At 71.5% G+C, this 17951-nt stretch carries 18 protein-coding genes; 7 read left to right on the forward strand and 11 right to left on the reverse strand.

The features are described 5' to 3' along the window. The first annotated feature begins 12 nt into the window (after window positions 1-12). Window positions 13-522 (forward strand): aminoacyl-tRNA deacylase, encoded by a 510-nt coding sequence (locus BLQ34_RS13305; protein ID WP_091786375.1) that lies wholly within the window; start codon window positions 13-15, stop codon window positions 520-522. A 3-nt stretch (window positions 523-525) separates the two neighbouring features. Here the strand turns inward: BLQ34_RS13305 and BLQ34_RS13310 are convergent, their stop codons facing one another. The 9 genes from BLQ34_RS13310 to BLQ34_RS13350 form a co-directional block, all read right to left on the reverse strand. Beyond that, window positions 526-1602, reverse strand: coding sequence for a metallophosphoesterase (locus BLQ34_RS13310; RefSeq protein ID WP_157693048.1), 1077 nt, complete (start codon window positions 1600-1602; stop codon window positions 526-528). Window positions 1603-1768: 166 nt separating this feature from the next. Continuing rightward, a complete protein-coding gene (locus tag BLQ34_RS13315) occupies window positions 1769-2851 on the reverse strand; it encodes a metallophosphoesterase (protein WP_091786381.1) in 1083 nt (360 codons plus the stop codon). Between the two features lie 106 nt (window positions 2852-2957). Beyond that, window positions 2958-4616, reverse strand: coding sequence for a urocanate hydratase (gene hutU / locus BLQ34_RS13320; protein ID WP_091786384.1), 1659 nt, complete (start codon window positions 4614-4616; stop codon window positions 2958-2960). Between the two features lie 80 nt (window positions 4617-4696). Beyond that, on the reverse strand, window positions 4697-6262 hold the full coding sequence (gene hutH, locus BLQ34_RS13325; RefSeq protein ID WP_091786387.1) for a histidine ammonia-lyase: 1566 nt from the start codon (window positions 6260-6262) through the stop codon (window positions 4697-4699). 97 nt (window positions 6263-6359) lie between these two features. Further along, the gene (locus BLQ34_RS13330) at window positions 6360-7769 is read right to left on the reverse strand and encodes an aldehyde dehydrogenase family protein (protein ID WP_091786390.1); all 1410 of its coding nucleotides are present in this window, start codon (window positions 7767-7769) and stop codon (window positions 6360-6362) included. Next, complete coding sequence (locus BLQ34_RS13335; RefSeq protein WP_091786393.1) at window positions 7766-8200, reverse strand: cupin domain-containing protein; 435 nt, start codon at window positions 8198-8200, stop codon at window positions 7766-7768. Before BLQ34_RS13335 ends, BLQ34_RS13330 begins: the two co-directional genes overlap by 4 nt. Beyond that, the gene (locus BLQ34_RS13340) at window positions 8193-9269 is read right to left on the reverse strand and encodes an isocitrate/isopropylmalate dehydrogenase family protein (RefSeq protein WP_091786396.1); all 1077 of its coding nucleotides are present in this window, start codon (window positions 9267-9269) and stop codon (window positions 8193-8195) included. The genes BLQ34_RS13335 and BLQ34_RS13340 overlap by 8 nt, the downstream gene beginning before the upstream one ends. Next, window positions 9266-9580: a putative quinol monooxygenase gene (locus tag BLQ34_RS13345; RefSeq protein WP_091786399.1), complete on the reverse strand. Its 315-nt coding sequence runs from the start codon at window positions 9578-9580 to the stop codon at window positions 9266-9268. Before BLQ34_RS13345 ends, BLQ34_RS13340 begins: the two co-directional genes overlap by 4 nt. Continuing rightward, complete coding sequence (locus BLQ34_RS13350; RefSeq protein WP_231961156.1) at window positions 9577-10695, reverse strand: Ldh family oxidoreductase; 1119 nt, start codon at window positions 10693-10695, stop codon at window positions 9577-9579. Before BLQ34_RS13350 ends, BLQ34_RS13345 begins: the two co-directional genes overlap by 4 nt. A gap of 79 nt (window positions 10696-10774) precedes the next feature. Between BLQ34_RS13350 and BLQ34_RS13355 the strand changes: the two genes are divergently transcribed. Then, the gene (locus BLQ34_RS13355) at window positions 10775-11440 is read left to right on the forward strand and encodes a GntR family transcriptional regulator (RefSeq protein WP_091786403.1); all 666 of its coding nucleotides are present in this window, start codon (window positions 10775-10777) and stop codon (window positions 11438-11440) included. Between the two features lie 80 nt (window positions 11441-11520). Here BLQ34_RS13355 and BLQ34_RS13360 read toward each other — a convergent pair whose 3' ends face one another. Then, window positions 11521-12198 carry a response regulator transcription factor gene (locus BLQ34_RS13360; RefSeq protein ID WP_172829407.1) on the reverse strand — a complete coding sequence of 226 codons (678 nt, stop codon included), beginning with the start codon at window positions 12196-12198 and terminating at the stop codon, window positions 11521-11523. Beyond that, window positions 12195-13829, reverse strand: a complete 1635-nt coding sequence (locus BLQ34_RS13365) for a sensor histidine kinase (RefSeq protein ID WP_231961164.1) — start codon at window positions 13827-13829, stop codon at window positions 12195-12197. The genes BLQ34_RS13360 and BLQ34_RS13365 overlap by 4 nt, the downstream gene beginning before the upstream one ends. A gap of 155 nt (window positions 13830-13984) precedes the next feature. On the opposite strand from BLQ34_RS13365, the gene BLQ34_RS13370 reads away from it, so the two are divergent. Genes BLQ34_RS13370 through rraA form a run of 5 tightly spaced genes read left to right on the forward strand, consistent with a single transcriptional unit; the run spans window position 13985 to window position 17942 of the window. Then, window positions 13985-14989 (forward strand): Bug family tripartite tricarboxylate transporter substrate binding protein, encoded by a 1005-nt coding sequence (locus BLQ34_RS13370; RefSeq protein WP_172829408.1) that lies wholly within the window; start codon window positions 13985-13987, stop codon window positions 14987-14989. Beyond that, a complete protein-coding gene (locus BLQ34_RS13375) occupies window positions 14989-15498 on the forward strand; it encodes a tripartite tricarboxylate transporter TctB family protein (protein ID WP_091786408.1) in 510 nt (169 codons plus the stop codon). The genes BLQ34_RS13370 and BLQ34_RS13375 overlap by 1 nt, the downstream gene beginning before the upstream one ends. Further along, the gene (locus tag BLQ34_RS13380; protein ID WP_091786411.1) at window positions 15498-17057 is read left to right on the forward strand and encodes a tripartite tricarboxylate transporter permease; all 1560 of its coding nucleotides are present in this window, start codon (window positions 15498-15500) and stop codon (window positions 17055-17057) included. Before BLQ34_RS13375 ends, BLQ34_RS13380 begins: the two co-directional genes overlap by 1 nt. A gap of 2 nt (window positions 17058-17059) precedes the next feature. Then, window positions 17060-17455 carry a universal stress protein gene (locus BLQ34_RS13385; protein ID WP_091786414.1) on the forward strand — a complete coding sequence of 132 codons (396 nt, stop codon included), beginning with the start codon at window positions 17060-17062 and terminating at the stop codon, window positions 17453-17455. Between the two features lie 10 nt (window positions 17456-17465). Next, a complete protein-coding gene (rraA, locus tag BLQ34_RS13390) occupies window positions 17466-17942 on the forward strand; it encodes a ribonuclease E activity regulator RraA (protein WP_091786417.1) in 477 nt (158 codons plus the stop codon). Window positions 17943-17951: the final 9 nt, after the last annotated feature.

Genomic DNA, 17951 nt, shown 5'->3' on the forward strand with positions numbered 1-17951 from the left:
TACCATGACGACATGACCGACGAGGCCACACCCACCGAAGGCGAACAGCGGGCTTCGGCAGCACTCGCAGCAAGCGGCATCGAGCACCGGATCACCCGGCACGGTCGGGTCGGCTCGCTGGAGGAAGCCGCCGCCGCCCGGGGTGTCGAGCCCCGCGACATCATCAAGACCCTCGTGGTGCGCCGGGCCGAGGACGACTACCTGTTCGTGCTGGTGCCGGGCGGCAGGGAGATCTCCTGGCCCAAGCTGCGCGCCCTGCTCGGCGTGAACCGGATGTCGATGCCCGATGCGACCGTGGCCAGGCAGGTGACGGGCTACGAGCGGGGCACGATCACGCCGTTCGGCTCGACCACCCCCCTCCCCGTGGTGGCCGACGCCACCGTCACGGGCCGCCTGGTGTCGATCGGGGCCGGGGCACACGGCGTGGCCGCGACCGCCCAGGCCGACGACGTGGTGCGCGCCCTCGGCGCCGAGGTCGCCGACGTCACGGACCTCACCGAGGTCAGCGGGTCTGGAGGCTGACGCCTAGGGGCGCGCCCACCGCATGCCGGTGATCGTCGCCGAGTACGGGTAGACCTCCTCGACGTCCTGCTGCCCCACCGGTCTCGAGCGGTCGAAGCTCGACCGCACCTGGGTCGTGATGGTGCCCTTCGCGGTGTCGACGGTGACGATGCGGACCGGGTTGGTGTCGGGCGCGTGCATGGCCTGGAGGAACATCGCGACCGGGTGCCCGTCCGCCGCGGGGGTGGAGCCGGAGACGACCTGACCGGTGTGCCCCGAGAAGGTCATGACGACGTTGGGGTAGCCCTTGAGCGCGTCCCACAGCTGCGTCGGGGTGGTCGCCCCGTAGCCGCCGTTGGTCGTCGAGATCGACCCGTCGCCTTCGAGGAACATGTGGGTCAGGACGATGACGTTGTGGTGCGGGTGCGAGGCCACGACCTGCTTCGCCCAGTCGACGATGCCCGGCCTGGGCCAGATCTCGAGGCTGAGGACCAGCCAGTCGTCCCCACCGGCCCGGAAGGTGCGGAAGCCGTTGTCGGAGCGGCCGGGCTCCGCCAGCCCTTCGAAGCCGAAGTAGGACGGCGGGTAGTAGGTGTTCCAGAGCGTGGTGTCGCGCACCGTCACCGCGGTGTCCGCGCCGGGACAGGCCGACCCGCCCTCGCAGACCGCCGCGGTGTCGTGGTTGCCGGGGGCGGCGATGAACGGGATCCCGGCAGCCGCGAGCGCCCTGAACCGCGTGCTCATGCTGACCCACTGCTGGTGGTCGGGGGTGTCCCAGTCCTGCACGTCCCCGCTGTGCAGCACCCACTGCAGGTTGAGCTGCCCACGGTGCGCGACCAGCCACGCGTTGCGCTTGTCGGTGCGCGGGTCGTCGGCCCGCACCTCGGGCTGGGTGTCGGGGATGACCGCGAACGAGAACGTCGTCGCCGGGTCCTCGACCGCGGGCAGCGGCTCCGCGGTCGGCTCCGTCGTCGGCTCCGGCGTCGGGGCGGCACCCGTGGTCGGTGTGATCGCCGTGCTCGCCGGTGGTGGGCTGCTGGCCGGGGCGGGCGAGCGGGTCGGCGTCGTGCAACCGGCCAGCGACCCGACGAGGGCGCACACCACGGCACCGCGAGCGAGAAGCCCTCGCCCCACCGCCCTGCGCCCCATCGACAGTCACCTCACGCCGTCGCACCGCCCCGTGCCTCGAGCGTATGCCGGGTGGCCACCACCCGGCATACGTCGTCCGGTGGAGGACCGGATCTCCCGCGACGGGGAGGCGACGCGGTCAGCGCACCCAGCGCATGTTCGTGATGGTGGAGGTGTAGGGGTGGATCGTGACCACGTCCTGCCGGCCGACCGGCTTCGAGGCGTCGTAGTTGGACCTGATCTGGGTGCGAAGGGTGCGCTTGACGACGTCGACCGTGACGATCCGCACCGGGTTGGTGTAGCGGGCGTGCATGGCCTGCAGGAAGGTCGCCACCTTGTGCCCGTCGACCCCGCGGGCGGCGATCGAGGAGTTGATGACCTGGCCGACGTGACCACTGAAGACCATGACCACGTTGGGGTAGTCGTCGAGGGCAGCCCACAGGACCTTGGGCGAGGTCGCGCCGTAGCCCCCGGTGCTGGTGGAGACCGTGCCGGTGGAGGTGAGGAAGGCGTGCGTCACGACGATGACGTTGTGGTGCGGGTGCGTGGCGACGACGCTGCGCGCCCAGGAGACCACCCCGGCGCGCGGCCACAGCTCGAGGTCGAGCACCAGCCACCTCAGTCCACCCGCGGAGAAGGTGCGCCAGCCGTTGTCGGACTTGCCGGCCTCGTACACCCCCTGCATCCCGAAGCGGGATGGTGGGTAGTACGCGTTCCAGGTGGTGGTGTCGCGGAGCGTGACGCTGGTCGGGGCCCCCGGGCACGCGGAGCCGCCGGGGCACACCGCGGCGGTGTCGTGGTTCCCGGGTGCGGCGAGGAACGGCAGCCCGGCCGTCGTGAGAGCGCTCAGCCGCGTGCTCGTGGTGGCGAACTGCTCGTGCCCCGGGGTGTCCCAGTTCTGCAGGTCGCCACTGTGCAGCACCCAGCGCAGGTCGAGCCTGGCGCGGTTCTGCACCAGCCACGAGATCCGCTTGGCCATGCGCGGGTCGCTGCTCACCACCTCGTCCTGGGTGTCCGGCATGACGGCGAAGGAGAAGACGGTGTCGACGGAAGCCGCCCGGGCCGGGGCCGGCGGGACCAGCGCGCCCGGTCTGAGCACGGCCGGGTCACCCGGGGGCGGGACCACCGCGGCCGGGGCCAGGACCGCCCCGGCCGGTGCGCCGGCAGCCGAGCCCTCGACCGTCATGGGCGAGAGGCCGACGGCGACCAGGGCACCCAGCACGAATCTTGTCTTCCGGCCCGGTTGCACACGTCCTCCCACCGTTGCCCCTGTTTGTTCGTTGTACTCCTCTGGGGGGCGTGGCGGCAACCGGTCCTGCCGGGGTGGGTCAGCCCTCGCGCATCGGGATGCGGACGCCCTGCTCCTGCGCGGTTCGCTCGGCGATCTCGTAGCCGGCGTCCACGTGCCGGATGACACCCATCGCCGGGTCGTTGGTGAGCACCCGCGCGAGCTTCTGGGCGGCGAGCTCGGTGCCGTCGGCGAGCGAGACCTGACCAGCGTGCAGCGACCGCCCGATGCCGACGCCGCCGCCGTGGTGGATCGAGACCCAGCTGGCGCCCGAGCTGGTGTTGACGAGCGCGTTCAGCAGCGGCCAGTCGGCGATCGCGTCCGAGCCGTCGAGCATGGCCTCGGTCTCGCGGTAGGGGCTCGCGACGGACCCCGTGTCGAGGTGGTCGCGACCGATCACGATCGGGGCGCTCACCTCGCCGGTGCGGACCAGCTCGTTGAAGGCGAGGCCGGCCTTGTCGCGCTCGCCCTGACCGAGCCAGCAGATCCGGGCGGGCAGGCCCTGGAAGGCGATCCGCTCCTGGGCGCCCTTGATCCACTTGTGCAGTCGCTCGTTGTCCGGGAAGAGGTCGAGCACGGCGCGGTCGGTCGCGGCGATGTCCTTCGGGTCACCGGACAGGGCGGCCCAGCGGAACGGGCCCTTGCCCTCGCAGAACAGGGGGCGGATGTAGGCCGGGACGAACCCCGGGAACTCGAAGGCACGGTCATACCCACCCTGGCGGGCCTCGTCACGGATCGAGTTGCCGTAGTCGAACACCTCGGCACCGGCGTCCTGGAACTCGACCATCGCCTGCACGTGCTTGGCCATCGACTCGCGGGCCCGGTCGGTGAACTCCTCCGGCTTCTTCTCCGCGTACTCGTGCCAGTCCCCCAGCTCGATCCCCTCGGGCAGGTAGGACAGCGGGTCGTGGGCGCTGGTCTGGTCGGTGACGATGTCGATCGGCACCCCGCGGCGCAGCAGCTCGGGGAAGAGCTCGGCCGCGTTGCCGACCACGCCGACCGACCACGCGCGACGCTCGTTCTTGGCGGCGACGGCCTTCTCGATGGCGTCGTCCAGGGAGTCGGCGACCTCGTCGAGGTAGCGGTGCTCGACCCGGCGGCGCAACCGGCTCTCGTCGACGTCGACGATGAGGCAGGCCCCCTCGTTGAGGGTGACGGCGAGCGGCTGCGCGCCACCCATGCCACCACACCCGCCGGTGAGGGTGAGGGTGCCGGCGAGGGTGCCGCCGAACTTCTTCTCGGCGATCGCCGCGAACGTCTCGTAGGTGCCCTGGACGATGCCCTGGGTGCCGATGTAGATCCACGAACCGGCCGTCATCTGCCCGTACATCGTCAGGCCGAGGTGCTCGAGCCGGCGGAACTCCGGCCAGGTCGCCCAGTCACCGACCAGGTTGGAGTTGGCGATGAGGACCCGCGGCGCCCACTCGTGGGTCTGCATGACGCCGACCGGGCGACCGCTCTGCACCAACATGGTCTCGTCCTGCTTGAGGGTGCCGAGGGTGCGCACCATCGCGTCGAACGACTTCCAGTCGCGGGCCGCGCGTCCGGTGCCGCCGTAGACGACCAGGTCGTCGGGTCGCTCGGCGTTCTCGGGGTCGAGGTTGTTCATCAGCATCCGCAGCGGCGCCTCGGCACCCCAGTGGGTGGTGGAGCTCAGCGAGGTGCCGCGAGGGGCGCGGACGGGGCGGGCGCCTTCCATGTCGTTCTCCTATCGAGGTTGTGTGCCCCAGCGCGGGCAATAGACCGCGCTCAGGCACACGACTGGGGTATGGGGTGGGGTCAGTTGAGGGGGCCGGTGACGGACTCCGCGGCGGCCACTGCCGCACCGCTGGCGACGAGCTGCACGGCCGTCTCGATCTCGGGGGCGAGGAACCGGTCGGTGCCGGGCTCGGGGGCGCCGGCGGCGCGCAGCGCCGAGACCACGGCCGCGGTGGCGGGAGCCGGGGTGAGCGGGGCCCGCAGGTCGAGCGCCCGCGCCGCCGTCAGAAGCTCGACGGCCAGCACCCGGGTCAGGCCGTCGACCGAGCGACGCAGCTTGCGCGCCGCCGACCAGCCCATCGACACGTGGTCCTCCTGCATGGCACTCGAGGGGATCGAGTCGACCGAGGCCGGGGCGGCGAGCCGCTTCAGCTCGGACACGATCGCGGCCTGGGTGTACTGCGCGATCATGTGGCCGCTGTCGACGCCCGGGTCGTCGGCGAGGAACGCGTGCAGGCCGTGGTTGCGCGAGACGTCGAGGAACCGGTCGGTGCGGCGCTCCGAGATCGAGGCCAGGTCGGCGGCCACGATGGCGAGGAAGTCGAGCACGTAGGCGACCGGGGCCCCGTGGAAGTTGCCGTTGGACTCGACGCGGCCATCGGGGGTGACGACCGGGTTGTCCACGGCCGACGCGAGCTCGAAACCGGCCACCCGGGCAGCGTGGTCGACGGTGTCGCGCACGCCACCGGCCACCTGCGGCGAGCACCGCAGTGAGTAGGCATCCTGGACCCGCGTGCAGGCCTCGGGGTCGCGATGGCTGTCGCGGATCGCACTGTCCTGCATGAGCTTTCGCAGGTTCGCTGCAGACAGGGCTTGCCCCGGCTGGGGGCGGAGGGCGTGCAGGTCTGCCGCGAACACGTCGTCAGTCCCCAGCTGGCCCTCGACGCTCATCGCGGCGGTGATGTCGGCGACCTTGAGGAGCATCCGGAGGTCGGTGATCGCGAGGACGAGCATCCCGAGCATGCCGTCGGTGCCGTTGATGAGGGCCAGGCCCTCCTTCTCCCGCAGCTCGACGGGCGTGATCCCGGCCGCGGCGAACGCGTCAGCCGTCTGCATCCGCTCGCCCGCCGCGTCGCGGACGACGCCCTCGCCCATCAGCGCGAGCGCGCAGTGCGACAGCGGGGCGAGGTCGCCCGAGCAGCCGAGCGAACCGTACTCGTGGACCACCGGGGTGATGCCGGCGTTGAGCACGGCGACGTAGGTCGTCAGCGTCTCCTCGCGGATCCCCGTCCGGCCGGTCGCGAGGGTCGAGATGCGAAGCAGCATGAGCGCGCGCACCACTTCGCGCTCGATCTCCGCCCCGGACCCGGCCGCGTGGGACCGCACCAACGAGCGCTGCAGCTGGGCCCGCAGCTCCACGGGGATGTGTCGGGTGGCGAGCGCGCCGAAGCCGGTCGAGACGCCGTAGTGCGCCACCGTGTCGTCGGCCAGCGCCTCGATGACCTTGCGGGTCCGGCGCACCTCGGCCAGCGACTCGGCGGAGAGCTCGATGCGGGCGTCGTGACGGGCGACCGCCACGACGTCCTCGAACGACAGAGGGCCCGTGCCGACGGTGACCGGGGGCGCGGAGGTGGCAGTGGTCGTCATGCCTCCATTGCAGCGGAGGTATGCCGCGTGCGCAGCGTGCGCACCCGGCATACCGTCTCGGATGCGAGACGTCGCGCGGGCCGACTGGTCGTGCGGGTCAGGCCTGCACCCAGTAGGTGCGCTGGTTGGTGAACTCGAGGATGCCCGCCTGGGCGAGCTCCCGGCCGTAGCCGCTGCGCTTGGTGCCACCGAACGGCACCCGTGGGTCCGAGGCGACGACCGCGTTGACGAAGGCAGCTCCCGAGGTGATGCGGCGCGCGACGCCGAGGGCGCGCTCGGTCGAGCGGCTCCACACACTCAGTCCGAGCCCGTAGGCCGTCGCGTTGGCCAGCCGCACCGCGTCCCCTTCGTCGGCGGCCACCGCGATCGCCGCCACCGGTCCGAAGGTCTCCTCGTCGAAGGCCGGCATCCCGGGTCCGGTGTCGAGCAGCACGGTCGGCTCGTAGAACGACCCGGGACCGGGCACGCTGCGCCCGCCCGCTGCCAGCGTCGCCCCGGCCGCCACGGACTCGTCGACCTGCCGCTGGAGCGCATCACGCAGGTCGGCCCGCGCCAACGGGCCGACCGCGGTGCCCGGGTCGGTGGGGTCCCCCACGGTGAGGTCCCGGACGCCGGCCAGGAACAGCTCGATGAACTCCTGCGCCACCGGCGCCTCGACGACGAACCGCTTGGCGCAGACGCAGCTCTGGCCGGAGTTGGTGAAGCGGGCGCCGACCGCCGCTGCTGCCGCGGCAGGGACGTCGGCGTCCGAGAGCACCACGAACGCGTCAGAGCCACCCAGCTCGAGCACCGACCGCTTGGACGCCCGGCCGGCGGCTGCGCCGACCATCTCCCCCGCCCGGTTGCTGCCGGTGAGGGTGACCGCGGCCACGCGGTCGTCGGCGATCAACCGTGCCACCGTGTCGGGCACCTCCGGCTCCGCGAGCACCAGGGCCGTCACGAGGTGCTGCGGGAACCCGGCCTGCTCGAAGGCGTCGGCGATGGCCAGGGCGGTTCCGGTGACGTTCGGCGAGTGCTTGAGGAGCACGCCGTTGCCCGCCGCCAGGGTGGGGATGGCGAAGCGCATCACCTGCCAGACCGGGAAGTTCCACGGCATGACAGCGAGCACGAGCCCCAACGGCTCGGGACTCACGAAGGCGGAAACGCCTGCAGGAGAGTCGATCTCGACCGGCCGGGCGGCCTGGATCGCCTCGGCGTTGGCCGCGTAGTAGTCGGCGGTGACCGCGGACTTCTCCACCTCCCCCCTGGCCTGCGCGAGCGGCTTGCCCATCTCGGCAGTGACCAGCGCGGCATACCGCTCCACGTCGGCGCGCAGGTGCACGGCGAGGCGGGCGAGCAGGGCCACGCGCTCGGTGACGGGCAGGCCGCCCCAGCTGCGGGCCGCCTCGGCTCCGCGCGCCACCGCCGCCTCGACCTCCGCGGCACCCATGGCCGGGTAGGTCGCGAGCGTGGTGCCGTCCGCCGGGTTGGCGGTGATGACCGTGGCAGTGGTGTCGGCGGCGGTCATGGCGCGCTCAGCCCGCCCCGGTCGCTCTCCGACAGGTGCTCGAAGGTCTCGCCGGTGGCCGTGATGGTGCGGGTGACGTCACGCCCGCCGTAGACCCAGTAGATCCGCATGACCCCGTCGCCACGGTTGAGGAACCGGTGCGGGATGCCGGCCGGCACCCAGGTCGCCTCCCCTGCGACGAGGTCGAACCGCTCGTTCCCGATCTCGGCGACGGCCTCGCCCTCGAGGACCAGCACCGACTCCTCCACGTTGTGGCTGTGCAGGGGGAGACCCGTCCCGGGCTGGAACTGCGTCTGCCCGGTGGTGACCCGGTTGGTCCCGCAGTTCCACTTGCCCACGTAGGGGACGGTCACGACGCCGTTGCCACGGTCGAAGGGGACGACGTCGTCGGGACGGATCAGCAGGCTGGGGGCGAGCGGCTGGTCAGGCACGGGCGGGCTCCTTGGTCAGGGCGGCGATGAGGGCTTCGGTGAAGTCGGCGGTGCCGAGGCTGCCGCCGAGGTCGCGGGTCCGTGTGGCGGGCTCGGCGATGACGGAGGTGACGACGCGGTCGAGGTGCTGCCAGGCCTGTCGCAGCTCCGGGCGGTCGGCGCGGGCACCGTGCCAGTCGAGCAGCAGGCCCGCCGAGAGGATGAGCGAGACCGGGTTGGCGATCCCCCGACCGGCGATGTCGGGAGCCGAGCCGTGCTGCGCCTGTGCGACACAGAGGTCGTCGCCCGCGTTGACCGCCCCGCCGAGGCCGAGGCTCCCGCAGAGCTCGGACGCCTCGTCGCTGAGGATGTCGCCGAACATGTTGGTGGTGACCAGGACGTCGAAGGACGCCGGGTCGCGGATCAGCCGGGCTGCGGCGGCATCGACGATCAGCTCGCGCAGCTCGACGTCCGGGTAGTCGGCAGCGACCGCGCGCACCGAGTCGAGGAAGAGCCCATCCGACAGCTTGAGCACGTTGGCCTTGTGCACCGCGGTGACGTGCGAGCGTCGGGTGCGGGCCAGCTCGAACGCGGTCCTGGCCACCCGCCTCGAAGCGCGGGCGGTGATCTTGCGGATGGAGAACGCCGACTCGGGGTCGGGCATGAACTCGCCACCTCCGGCGTGCATGCTGCGGTCGGAGTAGAAGCCCTCGGTGTTCTCGCGGACGATCACCAGGTCCATCGGGGTGCGCAGCACGGTCAGGCCGTCGACCGAGCGACATGGCCGCACGTTGGCGTAGAGCTCGAACCGGGTGCGCAGCTCGGCGGACGGGTTGATCCCGCCCTCGGCGCGCGGCGGGTAGTCGTAGTGGGATACCGGTCCGAGGATGGTGCCGTCGACCTGGGGCACCCGGGCGAGCACGTCGTCAGGGAGGGTCGACCCGCTGGCCGCCAACGCGGCCAGGCCGATGTCGCGCCGCTCCAGCTCGAGGCCCAGCCCAGCCTGCTGGTCGAGGGCGTGCAGCACCTCCACCGTCGCCTCGGTGATCTCGGGACCGATGCCGTCGCCCGGCAGGACCAGGATCTTCACGACTGCGCCTGGGAGTGGTGTAAGCGTTGCGTGGCAAGGGTGTTCACCTGGCTGCCCGGCACGACGCAGCGGTCGGCCGCGGCTCGCCAGTGCGCGAAGTGCGGCGCGGCGCGGTGGGCCGCCACGGCATCCTCGTCGGCGTACAGCTCGTAGAAGACGAAGTGGTGGTCGTCCGAGAGGTCCTGGACGACGTCGAAGTAGAGGCATCCCGGCTCGTCCGTGAACGAGCGCTCGGCGTTCGTGGCGATGGCCGCGGTGAACTCCTCGAGACGTCCGGGGACGACGTCGAGGGAGACGACGAGGGCGATCATGCGGGGACCTCCGGTCCGGTGGTGGTGTCGCTGAGCGGGGCGGGCGGTGCGACGTCGGTCTCGCGCGCGAGAGTCGCCAACGCCTCGAGCGTGGTGGCGGCGAGCGGTATGCCGTCGACGGCCAGCCGCTGCCGGTTGCGGTCCTCGAGCTCGCCGGGGACGAGGATCTCGTCGGCCCAGGCGGAGAGCTCGCCGCCGCGGGTCTGGTCGACGAGCGCCTCGACGCGGGCAGAGAAGTCCGCCCGGTCCGACACCGCCGCGACGTCGATCGTGATGAGGAAGTGGCCGGCGCCGCTGCGGCGGCTCGGGTCGTAGGGACCGGCGACGGCGTCGCCGAAGGCGCTGCCGGTGAGGACCCCGGCGAGGACGTCCATCATGAACGAGATGACGTAGCCCTTGGGGCCGGCCATCGGCAGGATCAGTCCGGCGATGGCCTCGGCGGGGTCGGTCGTCGGGGTGCCGTCGGCGGCGGCCGCCCAGCCGTCGGGCACCTGCTCGCCGCGTTCGGCCGCGAGGTAGACCTTGCCGCGCGCGACCGCCGTGTTGGCGAGGTCCATGACCACCACGCCGTGGCGGCCTGCGGGAGCAGCGATGGACCACGGGTTGGTCCCGATCGCCTTGGCCCGCCCACCCCACGGAGCCATGGCGGGGCTGGCGTTGGTCACCAGCAGGGCGACACAGCCCGCCCCCGCGGCCTGGCGGGTGAAGTACGCGGCGGTGCCGAAGTGCCCTGAAGCCCGCACGGCCACCCCGCTGATCCCGTGGCTGCGGGCTCGCTCGATGCCGAGCTCGACGGCTCGCTGGGCCACGACCTGGCCGACCCCGTGGTGACCGTCCAGCACCACGACGGCGCCTCCGTCACGGACGACCTCCACGGCCGTCACGGCCTCGGTCGCCCCGGAACGCAGGCGCGCGACGTACCAGGGCAGTCGCAGGAGGCCGTGCGACGCGTGTCCCCAGAGCTCGGCCGTGACCAGCGTGTCGGCCAGCAGGGCCGCATCCGTCGCCGGCACGCCTTCGGCGACGAGCGCGTCCGTGGCGAACCGGGCCAGCTCCGCTGCTGCGAAGGGTCCATGGCGCGGATTCTCGTGCGCGGGACTCCCGGTCGGGTCCACTCGCTCCTCCTCCGTCGGCTGTGCAAGACTGGATGCAGAGAAGCATACTTGTATACAAGTATGCAAGAAGGGAGGTCGCATGGTGGACCGTCCGCGGCGCGCGTCGGGTGGTCAGCTCGTCTACACCGAGCTGCGCCGGCAGATCCTCGACCTCGAGCTCGCCCCGGGGCAGCGGCTGTTCGAGCCCGAGCTCGCGACCAGGCTGCAGGTGAGCCGGACCCCGCTGCGCGAGGCCCTGCGGCTGCTGCTCGCCGAGGACCTGCTGGACCAGCTGCCCACCGGGGGGATGGTGGTCCGTCCGCTGAGCGCCCGCGAGATCGAGGAGCTCTACACGGTGCGCGCCTCGCTCGAGGGGTTGCTGACGGCCGAGGCGGCGAGACGGGTCGACGACGCCGGCCTGGCCACCCTGCGTGGGCTGGTCGAGCGCAACGCCGCCCTCGTCGACCTGCCCACCGATGCCATGAACGCCGGGCACGAGTTCCACCTCGCCATCGGCGAGCTCGCGGGGCACGAGTGGGCCTCCCGGCTGCACGCGCAGGTCGACGGGCAGATGGCTCGCTACCGAGCGTTCACCAACCAGACGCAGGAACGGCGCACCCTCGCCCTCGCGGAGCACCGGCAGATCCTCAAGGCGATCGAGGCCCGCGACCCCGACCGCGCGAGGACGCTCGCCGAGAGACACGTCCTCGCGGCCCGCGACACGGCCCTCGCCGCCATCGGCGACCGCCTCGACCCACCCGGCTGACCCCCGCAAAACGGCAGTTGCGTCGCCTTCCGCCCAGCAATTGCTGGGCGGAAGTGGCCGCAACTGCCGTTTTGCGGGGGTCAGCGCATCCGGTAGCGGCGCTCGGGACGGCCCGCGGCGCCGTAGCGCGGCCGCATCTCGGCCCTGCCCACCGACACAAGGTGCTCGAGGTAGCGCCGAGTGCTGCTGCGCGACAGCCCGGTCGACTCCGCGCACTCGGTCGCGGACAGGCCGTCCTCGTCCGCCGCCTCGAGCGCCCGGAGCACCAGCTCGATGGTCTCGGGGCTGATCCCCTTGGGCAGCCCACCCCCGGACCGCGACACCGCCCCCGCCCGGAACACCCGGTCGACGTCGTCCTGCCCCACCTCGGTGAGGTCGTCGAGCTCGGCCCGGTGCACGGCATACTCCCGCAGCCGCTGCTGGAGCGACTCGATCTCGAACGGCTTCACGAGGTAGTGGAACACCCCGCCGCGCAGGGCGGTCCGCAACGTGTCGAGGTCGCGCGCGGCGCTGATGACGATGACGTCGAGGTCCTCGTTGCCGCCCTCACGCAGTCCTCGGAGCACCTCCAGCCCGGTCATGTCGGGCAGGTAGATGTCGAGCAGGACGAGGTCGGGGCGGGTGGCCTCGACCGCACGCAGCGCGTCGGTGCCGGTGCTCGCGATGCCCGCGACCTCGAAGCCCTCCTCGCGTGCCACGACGCTGGAGTGCAGCCGCGCCACCATGAAGTCGTCGTCGACGACGAGCACCGAGATCACGACACGCCCTGACCCAGCAGCACCGGCAGGGTGGCCACGAAGACCGCGCCGTCGTCGTTGCCCACCACGATGTCGCCTCCTCGGTTGCGGCAGATCACCCGCACGATGGCCAGCCCGATCCCACGCTCCTGCGCGGTCGCCGTCGACTTGGTGGTGAAGCCACGGGTGAACACCATCTCGCCGATCGTCGAGTCGACCCCCGGCCCGCTGTCATGCACCGTCACGGTCACGGCGTCCCCGCTGTGCGCCAGGGCGACTCGCACGGTGGGCGAGTCCCCGCCCGCGGCGGCGTCGAAGGCGTTGTCGATCAGGTTGCCCATCACGGTGTTGACGTCGGCGGCGAGGGCGTCATCGAGCTGTGGCACGTCGCTGGACTGGTCGACCACGAGGTCCACCCCGCGCTCGGCGGCCTGGCTGGCCTTGGCGATGAGCAGCGCCGCGACCGCCGGGTCCTGCACTCGCGACACGACATTCGTCGTCAGGGTGCTCGAGTCGTCGGTGATCTGGCGGACATACTTGCGCACGCCGTCGTACTCCTCCAACGCGATCAGACCACTGACGACGTGCATCCGGTTGCTGAACTCGTGGGCCTGCGCGCGCAACGTGTCGGTCGTGCTCTTGGTGAGGTCGAGCTCGCGCTGGAGCTCGAGCATCTCGGTGCGGTCGCGCATCGTGGCAACCCACCCGATGTGCCTGCCGCGGCTGCGCACCGGCATCCGGTTCACCGTCAGGACCCTGCCTCGCACCGGCATGACGTGGTCGACGAGCTCGACCGCTTCGTCGAAGATCTGCGCGGCCCGGCCGGTTGCGTCCACCTCCGGCAGCGTGCGGCCGGCCGACGTCAGCGGTATGCCGAGCAGGTGCGCCGCCTCGTCGTTGACCATGGTGATCCGGTGGTCGAGGTCGACGGCCAGGACACCCTCCTTGATGCCGTGCAGCAGAGCCTCGCGCTGCTCGACCAGCCCCGCGATCTCGCGCGGCTCCAGGCCGAGCGTCTGGCGCTTGACCCGGCGAGCCAGCAGCAGCGACCCCACGACGCCGAGGAGACTGGCGATCCCGAGGTAGGTCAACAGGTTCGGGACCGCTGCAGCAAGGTTGTCGAGGACCGACGGGTAGGCCCGCGCGACCGCGATCACCCCGTCGGTCTCGCGGTTGTCGACGTTGATGATCGGCGCCATCGCGAGGGCCGCCCCGGTGCCCTGCTCCGTGCCCACCCACGACCTGCCCTCGAACGCGTCGGTCTGCTGGAGGTAGAGCGGCGCCCTCGGCAGGGCGTCGCTCGAGGCGATCACCCGGCGGTCCCGCAGCGCCAGGACGACGGTGGTCGAGCTGGAGAACGTCCGCCCGGACTCGACGACCGACTGGGCCTGACCGAGGAAGTCGCGCCCCCCTGACGCGGCCGCCTCGCGCACCCCGGCGGTCACGGCCAGCCGCTCGGCGACCGCGAGCGCGCGCCGACCTTCGGTGTCGCGCGCCGAGGCGTTCGACTGGGCCAGCGAGACCGCCGCGACGCCCACGAGCACGACGAGCACGATGCCGAGCTGCATGGCCAGCATGCGACTGGCCAGCGTCCAGCGGCGCTGCCAGGGCCAGCGCCGGGCCGCCAGCCGAGCTCCCCATCGAACGTCCACATGCTGATTGTGTCGGGGGGCCACCCCGGGTGCCAGCCACCCGTGAGCACAAAGAGCGAAACAGAGTTTGCGCACCAAACCGTGACAGCCTGCGCACCGCGCGGCACGGTGTGCGTCGACCCCCTCACACAGCACCCCAGACAAAGGAGTCTCCCGTGCGCGTTCGCACTCCCCTCAAGGTCGTGGCCGCCGCCACGGTCGCCGGCCTCGCCCTCAGCGCCTGTGGCGTCAGTGGCGACGACGAGCCCGGCAGTTCGAGCAGCTCCTCGGGTCCGGTCAAGGGCCTGCGGATCCTGGTCCCCAACTCCCCCGGCAGCGGCTACGACGTCACGGCCCGCCTGGCGGCCAAGGACATGCAGGAGGCCAAGCTCGCCGAGAGCATCGAGGTCTTCAACTCGGCCGGTGCCGGTGGCACCGTCGGTCTGCAGCGCCTGGTCAACGAGAAGGGCAACGACGACATCCTCATGCAGATGGGGCTCGGCGTCGTCGGCGCCGTCTACACGAACAAGTCGAAGGCCACCCTCAACGACACCGTCCCGATCGCCAAACTGATCGAGGAGTCCGAGGCCATCGTCGTGCCCAAGGGCTCGCCCTACGACACGCTCGACAAGCTCGTCGCCGCCTGGAAGGCCGACCCGGGCAAGGTGCCCGTGGGTGGCGCCTCAAACCCCGGTGGCCCCGACCACCTCACCCCGATGCTCCTGGCCAAGGCGGTCGGCGTCACCCCCAAGGACGTCAACTACGTCGCCTACGACGGCGGCGGCGAGCTGCTCACCGGCGTGCTGGGCAAGAAGGTCGCCTTTGCCGCCACCGGCATCGGCGAGGTGGCCGAGCAGGCCAAGAACGGCGACGTGAAGATCCTCGCCGTGACCAGCGCGGAGCCGGTCGAGGGCGTCGACGCCCCCACGCTCAAGAGCCTCGGCGTCGACCTCGAGTTCACCAACTGGCGCGGCATCGTCGGTCCCCCCGGGCTCTCGGATGCCAAGAAGAAGGAGTACGTCGACCTCTACACGGCGATGCACGGCACCGAGCAGTGGAAGAAGACCCTGGCCGACCAGGGCTGGACCGACTCTTTCCAGACCGGTGACGAGTTCGGCGGCTTCCTCAAGTCGGAGAACGACCGGGTCGCCGGGATCCTCAAGGAACTGGGCCTGGCCTGATGTCCACGCCAACGGCAACGGCCACGCGGAAGGAGGGCCGCTCCGAGTACGGGGTGGCCCTCCTCCTGCTGGTCCTGGGCGCCTGGGCCGTCATCGACGGCCTCAGCCTGACCGACACGTCCTCGCGCGGACCGGTCAGCGCCAAGACCATGCCGGTCGCGGTGGGGCTGCTCCTGGTCGCGATGGCTGTCCTGCTCGTCGTCGACCTCCTCCGCGGTGGTCGCGGTGAGGCCGAGGGAGGCGAGGACGTCGACCTCAGCCACGGCAGCGACTGGCGCACCATCGGGTTGCTCGTCGCCTCGTTCGTCGCCAACGCCCTGCTCATCGAGCGGGTCGGCTGGCCGATCTCCGGGGCGATCCTGTTCTTCGGCACCACCTACGCACTGGGCGCCCGGCACTACGTCCGGATGGCCGTGATCGCCATCGTCCTGTCCGTGGGGTCCTGGTACCTCTTCTACCTCGGGCTCGACATCAAGCTCCCCGTCGGCCTGCTGAAGGGAATCCTCTGATGGATGGCATCAACGCCCTGATCGACGGTTTCGGCACCGCCCTGACCCCGGCCAACCTGCTCTACGCCGTCATCGGCGTCGTGCTCGGCACGGCCATCGGCGTGTTGCCCGGCATCGGTCCGGCCATGACCATCGCCCTGCTGCTGCCGCTGACCTTCACGCTCGAGCCGACCCAGGCCTTCATCATGTTCGCCGGGATCTACTACGGCGGCATGTACGGCGGCTCGACCACCTCGATCCTGCTCAACACACCCGGCGAGAGTGCGTCGGTGATCACCGCCATCGAGGGCAACAAGATGGCCAAGCGCGGTCGCGGGGCGGCTGCCCTGGCGACGGCTGCCGTCGGCTCCTTCATCGCCGGCACCATCGGCACGCTCGGCCTGGCCCTGCTGGCGCCGCAGATCGTCAAGCTGGCGATCAAGCTCGGCGCCCCCGACAAGTTCGCCATCATGCTGCTGGCCTTCATCGCCGTGACCACGGTCCTCGGATCGTCCAAGATCCGCGGGCTGGCGTCCCTCGGCATCGGTCTGCTCATCGGCACCATCGGCATCGACAAGTCCGCCGGTGGTCAGCAGCGGCTCACCCTGGGCATCCCCCAGCTGGCGGACGGCATCGACGTCGTCGTCGTCGCCGTCGGGCTGTTCGCCGTCGGCGAGGCACTCTGGGTCGCGGCGCACCTGCGCCGCACGAACGCGGAGATCGTCAAGGTCGACGGCGCCCGGATGAACAGGGAGGACTGGGGTCGCTCGTGGAAGCCGTGGCTCCGCGGCACGGTGATCGGCTTCCCGTTCGGCGCCATCCCGGCCGGCGGGGCGGAGATCCCCACCTTCCTCTCTTACGCCCTGGAGCGAAAGCTCAGCAAGCACCCCGAGGAGTTCGGCCACGGGGCCATCGAGGGCGTCGCCGGACCCGAGGCGACCAACAACGCCTCGGCGGCCGGCGGTCTGGTACCCCTTCTGACGCTCGGCATCCCGACCACGGCCACCGCCGCGGTGATGCTCGGCGCCTTCCAGAGCTACGGGATCGACCCGGGCCCACGCCTGCTCACCGACCACGCCGACCTGGTCTGGGCGCTGATCGCGTCCCTGTTCATCGGCAACACCATCCTCCTCGCGCTCAACCTGCCCCTGGCCACGGTCTGGGCCAAGCTGCTGAACATCCCGCGCCCCTACCTCTACTCGGGCATCCTGTTCTTCGCCAGCATCGGTGCGTACGCCACGAACACGTCGGCCTTCGACCTCTGGCTGCTCCTCATCATCGGCGTCCTCGGGTTCTTCATGCGCCGCTACGGGCTGCCCGTCGTCCCTGCGATCATCGGGATCATCCTGGGGCCGGTGGCGGAGTACCAGCTTCGCCAGGCCCTGCAGATCAGCGATGGTCAACTCTCCGGACTCGTCGACACACCGTTCTCCAAGGTGGTCTACGCCATCGCCATCATCCTGATCGTCGCGCCGATCGTCATCGACCGCACGCGCTCCCGCCGGGCGGGACCCGACGGCGGCGACGGTGACGGCACGCACCACGTCCCGCACCTGACCCCCAACACCGAAGGGAGCTGACCATGGCGATCGTCGTGGGCTACGTGCCCCGTCCCGAGGGCCGGGCCGCACTCGACCGGGCGATCGAGGAGGCGGCCCTGCGGGGCAGCCGCCTCGTCGTCCTCAACGTCAGCCGTGGCGACGCGCTGGTCGACCCGCGCTATGCCGGTGCGGACGACTGGGACGCGGTCAAGGCGCAGCTCGAGGCGTCGGGGGTGGAGCACGAGGTCGCCCAGGCGATCGAGGCACGGGACCCGGCCGACCAGCTGCTCAAGGTGGCCGAGGAGACCAACGCCGAGCTCATCGTCATCGGCCTGCGCCGCCGCACCCCGGTCGGCAAGCTGATCATGGGCAGCGCGGCCCAGACGGTGCTCCTCGAGGCCGATGCGCCGGTGCTCGCGGTCAAGGCTCCGAAGTGACGGGGCGCTGATGGGCACGGTGTCGACGGCCGACCTCTACGACGAGCACGGTGACGCCCTCCAGTCCTGCTCCGTGCAGTTCCGGCACTACGGCGGCAAGCCGTCCTTCGAGGGCACCATCACGACGATCCGCTGCCACCGCGACAACGCGCTGGTCAAGGCGGCCCTGGCCGAGGACGGCGCTGGCAAGGTGCTGGTCGTCGACGGCGGCGGCTCGCTCGAGTCGGCGCTGATGGGTGACCTCATCGCGGGCAGCGCGGTCGACCACGGGTGGGAGGGCGTCGTGGTCCACGGCGCCGTGCGGGACGTCGCCGCCCTGCGCGAGCTCGCCCTGGGGGCACTGGCCCTGGGCTCCAACCCGCGCAAGAGCGCCAAGGACGGGGTCGGCGAGCGGGACGTGGTGGTCAGCTTCGGCGGCGTCGACTTCGCCCCGGGACAACACCTCTACGCCGACGAGGACGGCATCCTGGTCACCCGCGCGGACTGAACCGCCCCG

The organism is Pedococcus dokdonensis, from assembly GCF_900104525.1.
Lineage (GTDB): Bacteria > Actinomycetota > Actinomycetes > Actinomycetales > Dermatophilaceae > Pedococcus > Pedococcus dokdonensis.